Here is a 15,439-nt window from a genome sequence, read left to right on the forward strand (position 1 = left end):
CCGTGAGAGAGAACCTGACCCAGCTCCTGACGCGCTACCGGCGCGCGTTCGGCGAGTTCAGCAACGGCCAGAAGGCCGTGGCGATCGTCGGCTCCGGCGCACTGCTGCTGGCCGCCTTCCTCGTGTTCCGGTGGGTGTCGGCCCCCACGTACGCGCCGCTGTACACCAACCTCCAGAGCTCGGACGCCTCCTCGGTGATCGACGAGCTGAACAAGGAGGGCGTCAAGTACAAGCTGGCCGCCAACGGCTCCACCATCGAGGTGCCGCAGAACGCCGTCTACTCCACCCGCATCTCGCTCTCGGGCAAGAACCTGCCGGCCGGCAACAGCGACGCCGACGGCTATGGCCTGCTCGACAGCCAGAGCCTGTCGACCAGCGACTTCCAGGAGCAGACCGACTTCAAGCGTGCGATGGAGGGTGAGCTCGACAAGACCCTCGAGGCGATGACCGGCATCCAGACAGCCGTCGTGCACCTGGCGATCCCGCAGAAGCAGGTCTTCTCCGACCAGCAGGACCCGACCACCGCCTCGGTGCTGCTGCAGCTGGAGACCGGGACGACGCTGAGCGCTCAGCAGGTCCAGGCGGTCGTGCACCTGGTCGCCTCCAGCATCGACGGCCTGGACCCGGGCGACGTCACCGTCACCGACCAGAACGGGAACGTGCTCAGTGCGCCGGCCAACGCCGATGGCACCAGCGCCGCCAGCACCCAGTCCCAGCAGACCGAGGACTTCGAGAACGACATCCAGTCCGAGGTCCAGCAGGTGCTCGACAAGGTCGTCGGCGTCGGCAACGCCACCGCCAACGTCACGGCGAACCTCAACTACGACCAGAAGACGACCGACACCCTGACCTACGGCAAGGCCACCACAGTGCCCTCGCTGTCGGACAGCAAGGCGACCGAGACCTACTCCGGTCCGGCCAGCGGCGCGAGCGCCGCCGCCTCCGGCGTGGTCGGCCCCGATGGCCAGATGGACTCGAGCACGACGACCAGTGGTGGCAACTCGACGTACAAGAAGGAGTCCACCACCTCCGACAACGGCGTCGACCAGATCCGGCAGCACATCGTGACAGCGCCCGGGGCCGTGCAGAACATCCACGTCGGCGTCGTGATGGACTCAGCCGCCGTCGGCACCATCCCGCCGGCGCAGGTGCAGCAGCTGATCTCCAGCTCCATCGGCATCAACGCCGCTCGGGGTGACACCATCGACGTCACCACGATGCCGTTCAACAAGACGGCCGCCGCGGCCGCCGCCAAGGAGCTGGCCGCCGCCCAGGCGGCCGCCGACCACGCGAAGCGGATGAAGCTGTACCGCGACCTCGGGATCGGCGCCGTCGTGGCGCTGATCATCCTGCTCGCCTGGCTCCGCTCCCGGCGCCGGGCCAAGGCCCGCGAGGACGCCACGTCGTACGTCGTCGAGCAGCTCCGGGCCGATGCCGAGGCGCGCGCCGCCGCGATCGAGGCCGTCTCCCACCCGGCCGTCGCCGCCCTGGAGGCTGCCGAGGAGACCGAGGCGGAGAACCTGCGCCAGGAGCTCAACCAGCTGGTGGACTCCCAGCCTGAGGACGTCGCCACGCTGCTGCGCGGCTGGCTTGTGGAGCGACCGCGATGACACTGATGCCCACCCCGAGCGCACTCGGGCAGATCGGCGTGCGCAAGGCGGCGATCGTGCTGATCCAGCTCGGCAAGGAGCGCGCCGCGCAGGTGATGGAACACCTCACCGACGGCGAGGTGGAGATGATCTCGGCCGAGATCGCACGGCTCGACCGGATCTCCTCCTCCGAGACCGAGTCGGTGCTCACCGAGTTCCGCGACCTGGCCACCGCTCACGCGCACATCAGCCAGGGCGGCTTCGCCTTCGCCGAGTCGCTGCTGGAGAAGTCGCTGGGGGCCGAGCGGGCCAAGGAGATCATGGAGCGGCTGCATGCGGCCGCCGTCCAGATGCCCTTCCAGTTCCTGCACCGCGCCGACCCCGCACAGCTGCGCGGGTTCATCGCGGACGAGCACCCGCAGGTGATCGCCCTGGTACTCGCGCACATGACGCCCGACAAGGCCTCGCTGCTGCTCTCCGGGCTCCCGTCCTACCAGCAGGCGATCGTCGCCCACCGGATCGCGGTGATGGACCGCACCAACCCGGACATCATCCGCACGGTCGAGTCGATCCTGGAGCGCAAGCTCTCCTCGATGCTGCAGCCGGCCGAGATGTCGCGCGTCGGCGGCGTGGACTCGCTGGTCAACGTGATCAACCGCTCCGACCGTCCGACCGAGCGCCAGATCGTGGAGGGCCTCGAGGGGCTCGATCCCGAGCTGGCCGACGAGGTCAAGAGCCGGATGTTCATGTTCGAGGACATCATCGGCCTCGACGACCGCTCGGTGCAGCAGGTGCTGCGCCAGGTCGATGCCGGCGACCTCGCGCTGGCCCTCAAGGGCGTCTCCGAGGCCGTGCGCAACAAGATCACCTCGAACCTGTCCGAGCGGGCGGCGGAGAACCTCATCGAGGAGGTCGAGCTGCTCGGTGCCGTGCGCCTGGCCCAGGTCGAGGAGGCCCAGCAGTCGGTCATCCGCACGATCCGCCAGCTGGAGGAGCAGGGCCAGATCATGGTCCGGCGCGGGAACGAAGATGAGTTCGTCGTCTGAGGCGGCCGGCCCCCTGCGCCAGCTCGCGCACGCCGGCCCCGCCCTCGGGGCGACCCACCAGGGGGCCGTGCTCCCCCGCCACGAGGTGGGCGAGCTCGACCCGCTGCCGACGCCGGAGCTGCGCTCGGGAGCGTGGACCAGCCACGGCGATCACGTGACCGAGTCCCTGCTGGGCCAGGTCGCGGCCGAGGTGCGGTCGACCGCGCAGGCCCAGGGCTACTCGGTGGGATGGTCGCAGGGCAGCCGTGCCGCCCAGGCCGCCGTGGCCGAGGAGGCAGCGGCGGTCGCCCGCGAGGTGGCGGCCCGCAACGCCGAGGCCGAGCAGCGCCGGGCCGAGGAGCACGCCGCCGCGATCGCGGCGCTGGGCAAGGCCGCCGACGACGTACGCGACCTGCTGGTGGCGCTCTCGGCGCGGGTCGAGGAGCAGGCGACGACCCTGGCCTGGGAGCTCACCTCGACGCTGGTCGAGCGTGAGCTCGCCGTGGCCGACGACGCCGACGTGGTCCGCCGCGTGCTCCAGGTGCTGCCCGAGACCGGCGTGGCCACGGTGCGGCTGCATCCGGCCACCGCCGACGCCGACGCGGTGGCCGCCCTGCGCGGCACCGGCCTGAGCGTGATCCCCGATCCGTCGCTCGGCCGGGCCGACGCGCTGGTCGAGTGCGACGGCTCCGTCGCCGACCTGCGCATCGCCGAGGCGATCGAACGGGTCCGCCGGGTGCTGGCGTGACGGCTCTCTCCCCCGAGCTGCGCGAGCGGGCCCTGGCGGCCGCCGGGCACCGAACGCTCGGCACCGTGGTCGAGCTCGCCGGCCTGCACCTGATCGTGACCGGGTTGCCCGTGGCGGTCGGCGACCTGGTCGAGGTGCACCGCTCACCGGACCGGCCGAGAACTGTGGCCGGTGGGTCGCCCACCGTCCCGTCCGCGGCGCGGCACCTGCTCGCCGAGGTCGTCGCGCTGCGCACCGACGGCGCCGTCTGCCTGCCCCTGGGCACCCTGCACGGCGTCCGGATCGGCGATCACGTCCGGCACACCGGTGGGCCGCTGAGGGTGCTCGTCGGCGAGGCCCTGCGCGGGCGGGTGCTCGACGGCCTCGGCCGGCCGATCGACGGCGGCCCGCCGCTGGAGGCTCTCGGGCTGGAGTCGGTGAGCGTGGACGCCGAGACCCCCAACGCCCTGCAGCGGCCGCTGATCACCGAGGCGCTGGGTCTCGGCGTCAGGGCCCTGGACGCGCTCGTGCCCTGCGGACGCGGCCAGCGCATCGGCATCATGGCCGGCTCCGGCGTCGGCAAGTCCTCGCTGCTCTCGATGATCGCCCGCGGCACCGAGGCGGAGGTGTCGGTGATCGCGCTGGTCGGCGAGCGCGGCCGCGAGCTGCGCGAGTTCCTGGAGAACGACCTCGGCCCGGAGGGCCTGGCGCGCTCGGTCGTCGTGGTCGCCACCTCGGACGCACCGGCGGTGGAGCGGTTGCGCTCGGCGTTCGTCGCCACCCGCATCGCGGAGTGGTTCCGCGACGCCGGCAAGCACGTCGTGCTGATGATGGACTCGCTGACCCGTGTGGCGATGGCGCAGCGCGAGATCGGCCTCTCCGCAGGCGAGCCGCCGGCGACGCGCGGCTATCCGCCGTCGGTCTTCGGCCTGATGCCCCGCCTGCTGGAGCGGGCCGGCACCTCGCCGTCGGGCTCGATCACGGGGCTCTACACCGTGCTCGTCGAGGGCGACGACCTGCAGGACCCGATCGGCGACACGGCGCGCTCGATCCTGGACGGGCACGTGGTGCTCTCCCGCGAGCTGGCCACCTCGGGCCACTTCCCCTCGATCGACGTGCTGGAGTCGATCTCCCGACTGACCTCCGCCGTCTGCACGCCCGAGCAGCAGCAGGACGCGAGGTCGGCACGCCGGATGCTCGCGGCGTACCGCGGCGTGAAGGAGCTCGTGGAGATCGGCGCCTACGTGACCGGCTCGGACCCGGTGGCCGACGCCGCCATCGCCCGGATGGTGCACATCGAGCGCTTCCTGCAGCAGCGGATGGACGAGGTGTCGCCCACCGAGCGGACGTGGGCGGAGCTGGCCTCGATCGCCCGGTGAGGTACGCCGGAGGTTTCTCGTCGCGACCTCTCGTTTGGATCCAAATGAACGGCTAGCATGACGCCCATGCGCGCCCTCGTCGTTGCCCACGACCACGTCTCCCCCGTCGGCCCGATCGGCGACCAGCTCGAGCGCCGGGGCTACCGGCTCGAGCACTTCGTCGTCGTCGGTGCGGAGCAGTACGCGACCCCGGCCGTCACGACCGCCTTCCCGGACTTCGCGTCGTACGACGCCGTCGTCGTGCTCGGCGCTCCCTGGTCGGTCTACGACGACGCGACGATCGGCACCTGGGTGCACGACGAGATCAAGCAGGTGCAGGCGGCCGACGCCGCCGGCGTACCCGTGCTGGGGATCTGCTTCGGTGGCCAGCTGCTCGCCCAGGCCCACGGCGGGTCGGTGCAGCGGGCCCAGCGGCCCGAGATCGGCTGGGCCGACGTGGCCAGCACCGACGAGGAGCTGGTGGCGTCCGGGCCCTGGTTCCAGTGGCACTTCGACCGCTGGACGACGCCGCCGGAGGCCCGGCCGGTCGCGAGCAACGCCGCCGCGCCGCAGTCGTTCGTGCTGCGGCGCAACCTGGCGGTGCAGTTCCATCCGGAGCTGACACCCTCCTCGCTGGCAGGCTGGCTCGACAACGGCGGCGACGCGGGTGCGCGCGCGGCAGGCTTCGATCCCGAGCGCCTCGTGCAGGAGACGGAGCTGCTGGCCGCGCGCAACGAGCAGCGAGCCGCCGCGCTGGTCGACGCGTTCCTCGACCGGGTCGCCACCGCCTGACCAGCTCTGGACCTGGGCCGGTTTTCGGCATATCGTTCGGATACAAACGATTTGTGTTGGAGGCATCACATGAGTCAGGCACTCGCCGAATCCCCCACCCCGACCGAGGTGGACATCGACGCTGTCGTCCTCGCCGCCGAGCCGGCGGCTGACGGCGTCGTCCTGCTCACCCTCGGGGCGCGCGACGGCTCGGACCTCCCTGCGTGGGCCCCCGGGGCGCACATCGACCTCCTCCTCGGGGACGACCTGGTCCGGCAGTACTCCCTGTGCGGGGACCCGGCCGACCTGAGCACCTACCAGGTCGGCGTGCTGCTCGCTCCCGACAGCCGGGGCGGCTCCCTCGCCGTCCACGCGCTCGACGTCGGCCACGAGGTGGCCATCCGGGGACCGCGCAACCACTTCGCACTCAAGCCCAGCACCCGCTACGTCTTCCTGGCCGGCGGCATCGGGATCACCCCGATCATCCCGATGATCGCGCAGGCCGAGGCGCGCGGCGCCGACTGGACGCTGCACTACGGCGGCCGCACGGCCTCCTCGATGGCCTTCACCGATCTGCTGGCGGCGTACGGCGATCGCGTCCACCTGGTGCCGCAGGACGAGCAGGGCCTGCTGGACCTGCCGCACATCCTCAGCACCCCTGCCGCCGGGACCCTGGTCTACTGCTGCGGACCCGAGCCGCTGCTCGAGGCGGTGGAGGCGCAGTGCGAGCGCTGGCCCGTCGGTGCGCTGCACCTCGAGCGCTTCGACGCCCTGGACATCGACACCTCCGGCGACACGGCCTTCGAGCTCGTGCTCGAGCGCTCCGGCAAGACCCTGACCGTCGGCGCTGACCAGACCGTGCTCGAGGTGATGCGCGAGGCAGGCCTGCACGTGCTGAGCTCGTGCCAGGAGGGCACCTGCGGCACCTGCGAGCAGATGGTCGTCGAGGGTGAGGTCGACCACCGCGACAGCGTGCTGGACGCCGAGGAGAAGGCTGCCAACGACTGCATGATGGTGTGCGTCTCCCGGTGCAAGGGCCCCCGCCTGGTGCTCGACGCCTGATCCGCCGCCGCCGCGCACGCGCTCGACGGGTGGGTCGTCACCTCACGGGTGGAAGACTCGACGGCGATGACGCTCGCCTCGGACGACCCGGAGCCGCAGGCGCCCCACCGCGGGCCCCTGCCGTGGGGCGACGGCGCCGGGAGGACCGACGTCGCGATCGCGCTGCTGATCGGCCTGTGCGTCGTCTACTCGCTGGCGCTGTGGCCGCTCGTCCCGGCGCTGATCGGGTCGCACCCGTTGCTGCTCGAGATCGTCGGCGGGTCGACGCTGGCCGAGGTGACGGTCGGGGCGCACAGCCGGCTGGGCGAGCTGCCGCTGTGGTGGGCAGTGCTCGCCGGCGTGCCCAGCACGATGATGTTCGACTGGGTCTTCTGGTGGGCGGGCCGGCGGTGGGGCGACCGCGCCCTGCACCTGGTGCTGGGCGGCGACCGGTCCCCGCGGGGAGCCGCCCGACGCGACGCGCGCGTCGCCCGGTTCGAGCGGCTGGCCGAACGGTTCGGGCCGGTGGCAGTCGTGCTCGCCTACTACCTGCCCGTCCCCTCGGTGCTGGTCTACGTCGGCGCCGGCCTGTCGGGGATGCGACTGCGCACCTTCCTGGTCCTCGACCTGCTCGGCACCGTGCTGTGGGTCGGACCGATCGTCGGGCTGGGGTACGCCGTGGGCAGGCCGGCGGTCGACGTGATCGACCGCATCGACCACTACTCGACGTACCTGGCCATCGCGATCGCCGTGCTGCTCGTCGCCGTCCAGGCACGGCGGCACCGGGCGGCCCCGTGACGGGTCCCGCGGCTCTCAGCGGACGATGGAGCGGGTGAAGCGCGGCCGGCCGTGCCCGAGGAAGAAGATGCCGGGATAGTTCTCGAAGCCCCTGCTCGGGTTCGACCGCAGCGTCGAGCGGCGTACGGTCATGGTGCCGGTGCGGTCGTTGCTGACGAAGAACACCGCGCCGCCGCCCTCGTTCGCGCTGTCGTGCTCCAGCCGGGTGCCGGCCAGGGTGAGCGTGAAGTGGTTGCCGTCGAGGTAGATCGCCCCGCCGCTGCCGCCCCCCGGCGTGCCGGCCCGGGCCGGGTTCGCGCCGTGACCGACGGCGCTGTCGTTGCGGAAGACGCTGTTGTAGATCGCCCACGAGACGCCGATGCTGCTCAGCGCCCCGCCGTTGCTGCACCGCCCCCTGCGGAAGGTGCTGCCGACGACGTAGACCGGCCGCCCCCGGAACTGGCTCAGGGCGCGGACGGCGCCGCCACCGACATCGGGGCCCGAGGTCCTGCACCGGTTGCCGACGAAGGTGGAGTCGACGATCTTCAGCCGACCCCCGCGAGCATAGATGGCGCCGCCCCCACCCTGGCCGTCGGCACCGAGGTCATCCCCGTTGAACCCGTGGGCGAGCGTGAGGTGCTGCACCACGAGATGCGGGGACGCCTGGTCCTGGCAGTGCGAGGTCGTCCACGTCTGCTGTGGATCGCAGGTGTTCAGGTAGAGGATCCGCTGTCTTCCGCCACCGTCGAGGGTGACCTTGCCGCCGCCGTCGAGGACCACCCGGCGGCTGGTGTTGACGACCTTGGCGGTCGCGGTCATGTGGATCGTCACCGGAGCGGCGGCACAGCGGAAGCGGATCAGCCCGCCCCGCGCCACGGCGCGCACCACCGCCGCGGAGGTGCAGCTGGCAGCGGTGCCGTGGCCGACGTACCGGGTGGCCCTGCCGGTGACGGCGTGCGCCTGCTTCGGCACCGGCACCGGCGCGGCACCCCGCGAGCCGTCCGGCGTCGCGGCGGCGCCCGGGGTCGCGGCGGCGCCCGGGGGTGCGGCGGCGCCCGGGGGTGCAAGAACCCCGGTCAGGAGCAGGACCAGGCCGGTCAGGACCGTCAGGCCGGTCCGGGGCGTGGGGCGCATGGTCACGACGGTAGGCGTCGGCGGCCGTCGTGCCCACCCCGACGGGCTCACAGGAGCGGGGAGAGCATCCCGACGACGTTGTCCACCAGCCGGCGGCGGAACGAGCGTTCGGCGGCGCCGGCCTCGACGGGGATCGACTGGGACAGGTAGCCCAGCTGCCGCTGCCGGATCACCTCGGTGAGCGCGGGGTCGAGGAGGAGCAGGTTGTTCTCGAAGTTGAGCTCGAGGCTGCGCCGGTCCATGTTCGCCGAGCCGACCAGCGCCAGTCGGCGGTCGACGGTGATCGACTTGGTGTGCAGCAGACCGAGCGGGTACTCGTGGACCCGCACACCGGAGGCGAGCAGGTCCGGATAGGTGCTGCGCGAGGCGGAGGCGACCAGAGGCGAGTCGTTGCGGGCCGGGACGATCAGGGTCGTCTCCACGCCGCGCCGCGGCGCCGCGCACAGCGCGCGCAGCATCGCCTCGTCCGGGACGAGGTACGGCGTGGTGATGATCAGCTCGTGCTGGGCGGCGTACAGGGTCGCGACGAACGCGTCCGACATCGCGTTGCCGTGCGTCGTGGGGCCGGTGCCGAACATCTGCGCGACGACGCCCGGCTCGAAGGTCTCCGGCGCGGGCCCGGCACCGGGCAGGGGGTAGAGCTCCTCGGCGCCCTCGCCGTCGCCGGTCTCGGCGATCCAGCTGGTGAGGAACAGGTGCTGTGCCTGCCGGACCACCGGTCCCTCGCAGCGCAGGAGTACGTCGACCCAGGGCGCGAACTTCGGCTTGACCCGGAACTCGGGATCCGCGCAGTTCTGGCTGCCGCAGAACGCCACCCGGTTGTCGATCACCACGATCTTGCGGTGGTTGCGCAGATCGACCCGGCCCAGGGCGAAGTGACCCAGCCGCGGGATGTCCTGCAGTGTCGAGACCAGCTGGACCCCTGCCTCGCGCAGCTCGTCCCAGCGCCGGCCGCCGATGAAGTCCCGCGAGCCCATCGCGTCGGCCATCACCCGGCAGACCACCCCGCGACGAGCGGCCGCCGCCACGGCCTCGGCGACCCGGACGCCGTTGTGGTCCTCGAGCCAGATGTAGAAGCTGATGTGGACGTGCTCGCGCGCGCCGCCGATCGCCTCGACCAGCGCGTCGACGGCGAGGTTCGAGTCGATGCCGGGCGATGCCGGTGGCGCGTCCGGGTCACCGAGCAGCACCACCCGGTTCCCCGCCACCGGCGGGTAGTCGTTGATCGAGGAGCACAGGTCCGCGACCGATGCGTCCACCCGGTCGGACACCGTCGCCGGGGAGCCGGCGGGGTGGGCCAGCCGCTCCTCGGCCCGGCGCAGCCGCTCCAGGCGCTCGCGACCGATGCTGGTCTCGCCGAGGAACAGGTAGGCGACGATCCCGACCACCGGCAGGCACATGATCACCGCCACCCAGGCGATCCGTGACGCCGGCTCCCGGTTGGGCCGGGTGATCGCACGGACGGCGGTGAGCAGCCCGAGGACGAACACCCCGACCACGACGATGGCCCCGACCAGGTCGTGCAGGCTCGGCAACGCGGCCACCCCTGTTCCTTGCGCAGAGCGGACGGGCGGTCCGTACGCCGACGATGTGTCGCACCGTACCCCCGACGCCCCCGTCCCAGCCGCACAGCCGCATCAACACCCGACCCCGGCCCACAGAGGGACCGGGGTCGGGTGGTGACCGACGTCGGATGCAGCGCCTCGAAGCGGCGCCGCGGGGTCAGTTCTCCCTGATCCGCACCGGAAAGCCCTTGATCCCGTTGACGAAGTTGCTGCGAACCCGCCGTACGTCGCCGACCAGCTCGATCTCGGCGAGACGCGGCAGCAGCTCCTGGAACATCAGCTTGATCTCCAACCGCGCCAGGTTGTTGCCCAGGCACAGGTGCGGGCTGCCCTTGCCGAAGGTCATGTGGTCGACGTTGGTGCGGGTGACGTCGAGCTTGTAGGGGTCGGCGAAGACGCGCTCGTCGCGGTTGCCCGAGGCGAACCACATCACCACCTTGTCGCCCTCCTTGATCTCGGTGCCGTTGAGCTCGACGTCGCGCGTGGCCGTCCGCCGGAAGTGGTAGACGGGCGAGGCCCAGCGCAGCAGCTCCTCCACGCCGGTCTCCATCAGGGCCGGGTCGGCGGCCAGCAGCTCGAGCTGGTCGCGCTGCTCGAGCAGGGCGAGCATCGACTGGCTGATCGCGTGCCGGGTGGTCTCGTTGCCGGCGATGACCAGCAGCGAGAAGTAGTTGTTGAAGTCCAGCTGCGAGAGCGGTACGCCGTCCTGCGGCATCTTGTTGGCCAGGATGGAGATCAGATCGCCGCCGTCCCCGCCTACGCGCGATTCGCGCAGCTCGTTGCCGTAGGCCCACACGTCGAGCACGGTCGGCGAACGGAACGGCAGGTGCTTGTACTTCTCCGACTCCGGGTCGTCGAGCCGGACCTTGGCGTAGTCGGGGTCGGTGTTGGCCACCATCTCGTTGCCCCAGGCGATGAGCTGCGGGGTCTGCTCGGAGGGTACGTCGAGGAGTCGCGCGAGCACCTGGATCGGGAAGTCGGCGCTGATCAGCTTGACGAAGTCGATCTCACCGTCGTTCTCCCGTGCGGCGGCGAAGGCCCGGTCGACGGTCTGCTTGGTCAGCTCGCGCAGGAACGCCTCGTAGTTCTTCATCAGGTTGCGCGGGCTGAACTCGCGGTGGATGAGGTGGCGCAGCGCCTGGTGGCGCTGACCGTCGGTCTCCAGCAGCGACCGGCGGGCGTCGGCCAGGTCGTCGTCGATGTCCTCGAGGTTGACGAACCTGGTCGAGGTGAAGGTCTCCGGGTCCCGGTCGACGGTCCACACGTCCTCGTAGCGGGTGACGTTCCAGAAGCCCTGGCCGTCGGGCTCGGGGTTCCAGTGCACCGGAGCCTCGGCCCGGAGGGTGTCGAACTGGGCGTAGCCGCGCTCGTCGGCGAAGCCGTCGATGTCGGCGAGGTCGACCTCGGAGAGCGGGACCGGGGCGTGACGGGGCATGAGCGTGTTCCTTTTCGACGGAGCTGGTCGGAGGGTCGGAGGTCAGAGGTGGGTGGCGTACTCGCGGAACTCCCAGTCGGTCACGGCCGCCCCGAAGCGCTGCAGCTCGTCGCGCTTGTAGGCCAGGAAGGTGCTCACGAACGGCGCACCCAGCAGCTCGCCGACCTCCTCGTCCTTCTCCAGGGCGTCCAGGGCCTCGCCCAGGCTCTGCGGCAGCATCTGCGAGCGCTCCGGGTCGTAGCCGTAGCCCACCAGGGCCTCCGGCGGCTCGATCTTGTTGCGGATGCCGAGCAGGGCGCCGGCGAGCATCCCCGCGATGGCGAGGTAGGAGTTCGCGCTGGCATCCCCCAGGCGCAGCTCGAGGCGGGTGGCCGCGCCGCGCTCCGGCGGGATGCGCAGCATCGCGCTGCGGTTGTCCAGCCCCCAGTCGATCAGCCACGGCGCGAGGGTGTCGGGGCCGAACCGCTTGTAGGAGTTGATCGTCGGGTTGGCCACGGCGGCGATCGCCGGCGCATGCGCGAGGATGCCGCCGATGGCGTGGCGGCACAGCTCGGAGAGGCCGTCGGGCGCGCTCGGGTCGTGGAACAGCGATGCGCCGTCCGCGTCGACGGCGGAGAAGTGCAGGTGGAAGCCCGAGCCGCCCTCGTCGTCGAACGGCTTGGGCATGAAGGTGGCCAGCTGGCCGCGACGTCGCGCCAGCTCCTTGACCGCGTCCTTGAACCGATGCGCGCGGTCGCCGGCATCGAGCGCCTCGGAGTGCCACATGTTGATCTCGTACTGGCCCGAGCTGAACTCGTGGTTGGCCGCCACCACGTCCAGCCCGTAGTTGCCCAGGTGGCGCAGCGACTCCAGCAGGGTGTTCTCCGGGTCGCCCTTGCGGCCGGTGGTGTAGACGTGGCCGAAGCTCTCGCCGTACCGCTTCCATCCCGAGGCCGCCGCCGCGTCGCGCTCCAGGACGTAGAACTCCAGCTCCGGCCCCACGATCGGCGTCAGGCCGAGCTCGCCGAACCGGGCCACCACCTGGCGCAGGACGGTGCGCGGGCTCTCCTGCGACGGGGTCCCGTCGGCGTTGTAGAGGTCGGCGATGCAGTGCGCCACGCCCGGCTCCCACGGCACCGGCTGGAGCGTGGCCAGATCCGGGAAGGCGATGATGTCGGGCAGGCCGGCCGAGATGCCACCGTCGAAGTCGACGACGCCACCGAGTGGGGTGGTGGCGTAGACCGACTTGCAGAACGCCACCCCGCCGCCGACGGTCCGGGCGAAGTGACTGGCCAGGACGTCGCGGCCACGGTCGACGCCGATGATGTCGGAGTAGCCGAGACGTACGACGTCGATGCCGTCCGTCGCCAGCTTGTCCTGCGTACCCGGGAGACCGGACGTGTCGAAGTGGCTCACGAGATGTCCTTCCAATCGTTTGGGTCCGAACAATAATCGTGTGGCCCGGCCCACACAACCCCCTCTTCCGCCCTTGTGGGGGAAGCGGCCTTCTCGTATCGTACGGATCCAAACGATCCTCAGGAGTGCACTGTGCCCGAGCTCAACGGCTTCCTCTTCCCGCGCACCGAGACCGGCCGCGCGACCCTGATCCCCCGGCCCCCGTGGCAGTACTCCGGCGACCTCCTCACGGTCGAGTACCGCACCGATCCGGCCAAGGTGAGGGCGCTGCTTCCCGAGCCGCTCGAACTGGCCCCCGAGGACCCGGGCGCCGTCGCACTGATCTGGGCCGACTGGCAGTCCTGCTCCAGCAGCCGCGAGGAGCTCCTCGACCCGATCCGCTCGCAGTACAAGGAGGCCTTCGTCGTCGTACGGTGCTCGTTCGGCGGCGTGACCTACTCGCGCTGCGTCTACATCTGGGTCGACAAGGACTTCGCCATCGGCCGCGGCCTGCACCAGGGCTACCCCAAGAAGCTCGGCTCGATGTGGCAGACCCGCCCGCACCCCTTCAGCCAGGCGGCCCCGCAGATCGGCCCCGGCGGGGTCTTCGGCGCCTCGCTGGCCGCCGGTGACCGGCGGCTCGCGGAGGTCGTGCTGACCCTGCGCGAGGAGTCCGAGACCAACGGCTTCGTCAACGGGCACCCGATGGCGCACCACCGGGTCCTGCCGGCGATCGCCGGAGGCGGCGACGCGTACGCCGAGCTCATCTCCTCGGGCGCCTCCTCCTTCGAGGCCGGCCCGGCCTGGTCGGGCGACGTCGATCTCAAGCTGTTCGAGTCACCGACCGAGGAGCTCGCCGACCTGCACGTCGAGGAGATCATCGGCGGCTACTACCGGCAGGTCGGCGTCATCTGGGACGGCGGCAACACGCTGGCACGGCAGACCGCCGACGGCTCCTGGGTGCCAGCGAACTAAGGTGCGTGCATGCCTGATCAGCACTCGCTCGCCGAGGTCGAGCGCGCGACGCGCGAACGAGTCCAGCACCTGCCGCTGGACTTCACCGCGTCGCACGCCCTGCTGAGTCTCTATCGCGCCGCCAACGCCGTACGGGGCCGGCTGACCAACGCCGTGCTGCGGCCCAACGACCTGACCTGGACCGGGTTCCTGGTGCTGTGGACGCTGTGGATCTGGGACTCGATGGAGACCCGCGAGGTCGCCGAGTCGGTCGGCATCAGCAAGGGCACCCTGACCGGCGTCTCCAAGACGCTGATCTCCCGCGGCCTGCTCGAGCGCATCCCGAGCACGGTGGACAGGCGGCTGGTCACCCTCAAGCTGAGCCCCGAGGGGGTGCGGCTGATGGAGCAGATCTATCCGGAGTTCAACAAGACCGAGTCGACGGTGGTCGCCGACCTGGACCAGGCACAGCTCGACACGATGACCGACGCGCTGCGGACGCTGGTGGAGTCCTCGGAGCGGTACTGACGCCATCGCTCGGCTCATCGTGGAGCGTTGTGCGCACCTGGTGCGCGCATCCCTCCACGATGATTTCCACAGGCGCCTGAACGGCGGGTTCGCGAGGTCGTCGCGCGGGGATCCTCCCGGCATGACTCCCGAGGAGCTCGCTCGCACCAAGGCGTCCCGTCTCACTGACGCCGCCGAGCGTCGCGCCGCGGACTTCGCCGCCACCCGGATCGGGCTCACGATGCTCCACCGCCACGGCGTGGTCACCCGAGGAGAGTTGCGCGCGGCGGGGCTGGACCGCTCCGACATCGACCGCCTGGTGCGTCGCCGCAGCCTGCGACAGATCCACCGCACGGTGTACGTCGATCACACCGGTGAGCTGACCTTCGACCAACGAGTCTGGGCGGCGGTGCTCGCCATCGCGCCTGCGGTCGTGTGCGGACGGACCCTGATCGCGCCGGATCCAGCGGCCGAGCTCGTCGACGTCGCAATCGACGCATCGCGCCGGGTCGCCGCCCCCGATGGAGTGCGAGTGCATCGGGTGCGCGGGTTGGACGCGGTGGCGCAGTGGAAGGCTGAACCGCCGCGGATGCGCCGCGAAGATGCTGTGCTGATGCTCGTCGACGTCGCGGCCACCGAGCTGGACGTCGTCCGTCTCCTCACCGATGCCGCCCGCTCGCGGGAGATCGGTGTCGACCGGCTCGTGTCAGCCCTGGGCAGACGTCGGCGGCTGCGGCGGCGCGCCTTCGTCGCGGCGCTCCTGGAGGATGTCGCCTCGGGTGTGCACTCGGTCCTCGAGCACGGCTACCTCACCCGCGTCGAACGTGCGCATGGTCTGCCATCCTCGACGCGACAGGTGCAGCGACGAACGCCCGGAGGCAACCAGTACCGCGATGTCGAGTACCTCGACTACGCCGTCGTGGTGGAGCTCGACGGGGTCCTGGGGCACTCCTCGTGGGAGGCACAGAACCGCGACGCCGACCGTGATCTGGCCGACGCGGCAGCGGCGATCGTCACCCTGAGGCTGCGCTGGCGCCAGGTCTTCGGCACCCCATGTGCGACTGCTCAGCGTGTCGCTACGGTGCTGCAACAGCGCGGCTGGCGCGGCACGCCGCTGGCGTGCGGACCGGCTTGCGCGGTCGGCGTCCCCTAGCGTGGAGGGTTGTGCGCACCTGGTGCGCT

14 protein-coding genes are annotated in these 15,439 nt (G+C 71.3%); 10 read left to right on the forward strand and 4 right to left on the reverse strand.

Features of this window, described 5'->3' with window-relative positions; translation table 11 throughout:
* Positions 1-2: 2 nt before the first annotated feature.
* The 7 genes from fliF to P5P86_RS18550 all read left to right on the forward strand — a co-directional run bounded on the left by fliF (position 3) and on the right by P5P86_RS18550 (position 7,309).
* Complete coding sequence (gene fliF, locus P5P86_RS18520) at positions 3-1,610, forward strand: flagellar basal-body MS-ring/collar protein FliF (protein ID WP_280608920.1); 1,608 nt, start codon at positions 3-5, stop codon at positions 1,608-1,610.
* Positions 1,607-2,635: a flagellar motor switch protein FliG gene (gene fliG / locus P5P86_RS18525; protein ID WP_280608921.1), complete on the forward strand. Its 1,029-nt coding sequence runs from the start codon at positions 1,607-1,609 to the stop codon at positions 2,633-2,635. Before fliF ends, fliG begins: the two co-directional genes overlap by 4 nt.
* The gene (locus tag P5P86_RS18530) at positions 2,619-3,362 is read left to right on the forward strand and encodes a FliH/SctL family protein (RefSeq protein ID WP_280608922.1); all 744 of its coding nucleotides are present in this window, start codon (positions 2,619-2,621) and stop codon (positions 3,360-3,362) included. The genes fliG and P5P86_RS18530 overlap by 17 nt, the downstream gene beginning before the upstream one ends.
* Complete coding sequence (locus P5P86_RS18535; RefSeq protein ID WP_280608923.1) at positions 3,359-4,720, forward strand: FliI/YscN family ATPase; 1,362 nt, start codon at positions 3,359-3,361, stop codon at positions 4,718-4,720. Before P5P86_RS18530 ends, P5P86_RS18535 begins: the two co-directional genes overlap by 4 nt.
* A gap of 66 nt (positions 4,721-4,786) precedes the next feature.
* The gene (locus P5P86_RS18540; RefSeq protein WP_280608924.1) at positions 4,787-5,491 is read left to right on the forward strand and encodes a type 1 glutamine amidotransferase; all 705 of its coding nucleotides are present in this window, start codon (positions 4,787-4,789) and stop codon (positions 5,489-5,491) included.
* 69 nt (positions 5,492-5,560) lie between these two features.
* Positions 5,561-6,532, forward strand: coding sequence for a PDR/VanB family oxidoreductase (locus P5P86_RS18545; protein WP_280608925.1), 972 nt, complete (start codon positions 5,561-5,563; stop codon positions 6,530-6,532).
* A 66-nt stretch (positions 6,533-6,598) separates the two neighbouring features.
* Positions 6,599-7,309 carry a DedA family protein gene (locus P5P86_RS18550; protein WP_280608926.1) on the forward strand — a complete coding sequence of 237 codons (711 nt, stop codon included), beginning with the start codon at positions 6,599-6,601 and terminating at the stop codon, positions 7,307-7,309.
* A gap of 15 nt (positions 7,310-7,324) precedes the next feature.
* Here the strand turns inward: P5P86_RS18550 and P5P86_RS18555 are convergent, their stop codons facing one another.
* The 4 genes from P5P86_RS18555 to P5P86_RS18570 all read right to left on the reverse strand — a co-directional run bounded on the left by P5P86_RS18555 (position 7,325) and on the right by P5P86_RS18570 (position 12,817).
* A complete protein-coding gene (locus tag P5P86_RS18555; protein WP_280608927.1) occupies positions 7,325-8,422 on the reverse strand; it encodes a hypothetical protein in 1,098 nt (365 codons plus the stop codon).
* A 47-nt stretch (positions 8,423-8,469) separates the two neighbouring features.
* On the reverse strand, positions 8,470-9,966 hold the full coding sequence (cls, locus tag P5P86_RS18560) for a cardiolipin synthase (RefSeq protein ID WP_280608928.1): 1,497 nt from the start codon (positions 9,964-9,966) through the stop codon (positions 8,470-8,472).
* Between the two features lie 178 nt (positions 9,967-10,144).
* Entirely contained in the window at positions 10,145-11,422 is a 1,278-nt protein-coding gene (locus P5P86_RS18565) for a cytochrome P450 (RefSeq protein ID WP_280608929.1), read from the reverse strand.
* A 42-nt stretch (positions 11,423-11,464) separates the two neighbouring features.
* Positions 11,465-12,817: a glutamine synthetase family protein gene (locus tag P5P86_RS18570; protein WP_280608930.1), complete on the reverse strand. Its 1,353-nt coding sequence runs from the start codon at positions 12,815-12,817 to the stop codon at positions 11,465-11,467.
* Between the two features lie 132 nt (positions 12,818-12,949).
* Here P5P86_RS18570 and P5P86_RS18575 point away from each other — a divergent pair, with 132 nt between their 5' ends.
* The 3 genes from P5P86_RS18575 to P5P86_RS18585 all read left to right on the forward strand — a co-directional run bounded on the left by P5P86_RS18575 (position 12,950) and on the right by P5P86_RS18585 (position 15,410).
* The gene (locus P5P86_RS18575) at positions 12,950-13,771 is read left to right on the forward strand and encodes an acetoacetate decarboxylase family protein (RefSeq protein ID WP_280608931.1); all 822 of its coding nucleotides are present in this window, start codon (positions 12,950-12,952) and stop codon (positions 13,769-13,771) included.
* A 9-nt stretch (positions 13,772-13,780) separates the two neighbouring features.
* The gene (locus P5P86_RS18580) at positions 13,781-14,278 is read left to right on the forward strand and encodes a MarR family winged helix-turn-helix transcriptional regulator (RefSeq protein ID WP_280608932.1); all 498 of its coding nucleotides are present in this window, start codon (positions 13,781-13,783) and stop codon (positions 14,276-14,278) included.
* 121 nt (positions 14,279-14,399) lie between these two features.
* Positions 14,400-15,410 (forward strand): type IV toxin-antitoxin system AbiEi family antitoxin domain-containing protein, encoded by a 1,011-nt coding sequence (locus tag P5P86_RS18585; protein WP_280608933.1) that lies wholly within the window; start codon positions 14,400-14,402, stop codon positions 15,408-15,410.
* Positions 15,411-15,439: the final 29 nt, after the last annotated feature.

Source organism: Nocardioides sp. BP30 (assembly GCF_029873215.1).
Lineage (GTDB): Bacteria > Actinomycetota > Actinomycetes > Propionibacteriales > Nocardioidaceae > Nocardioides.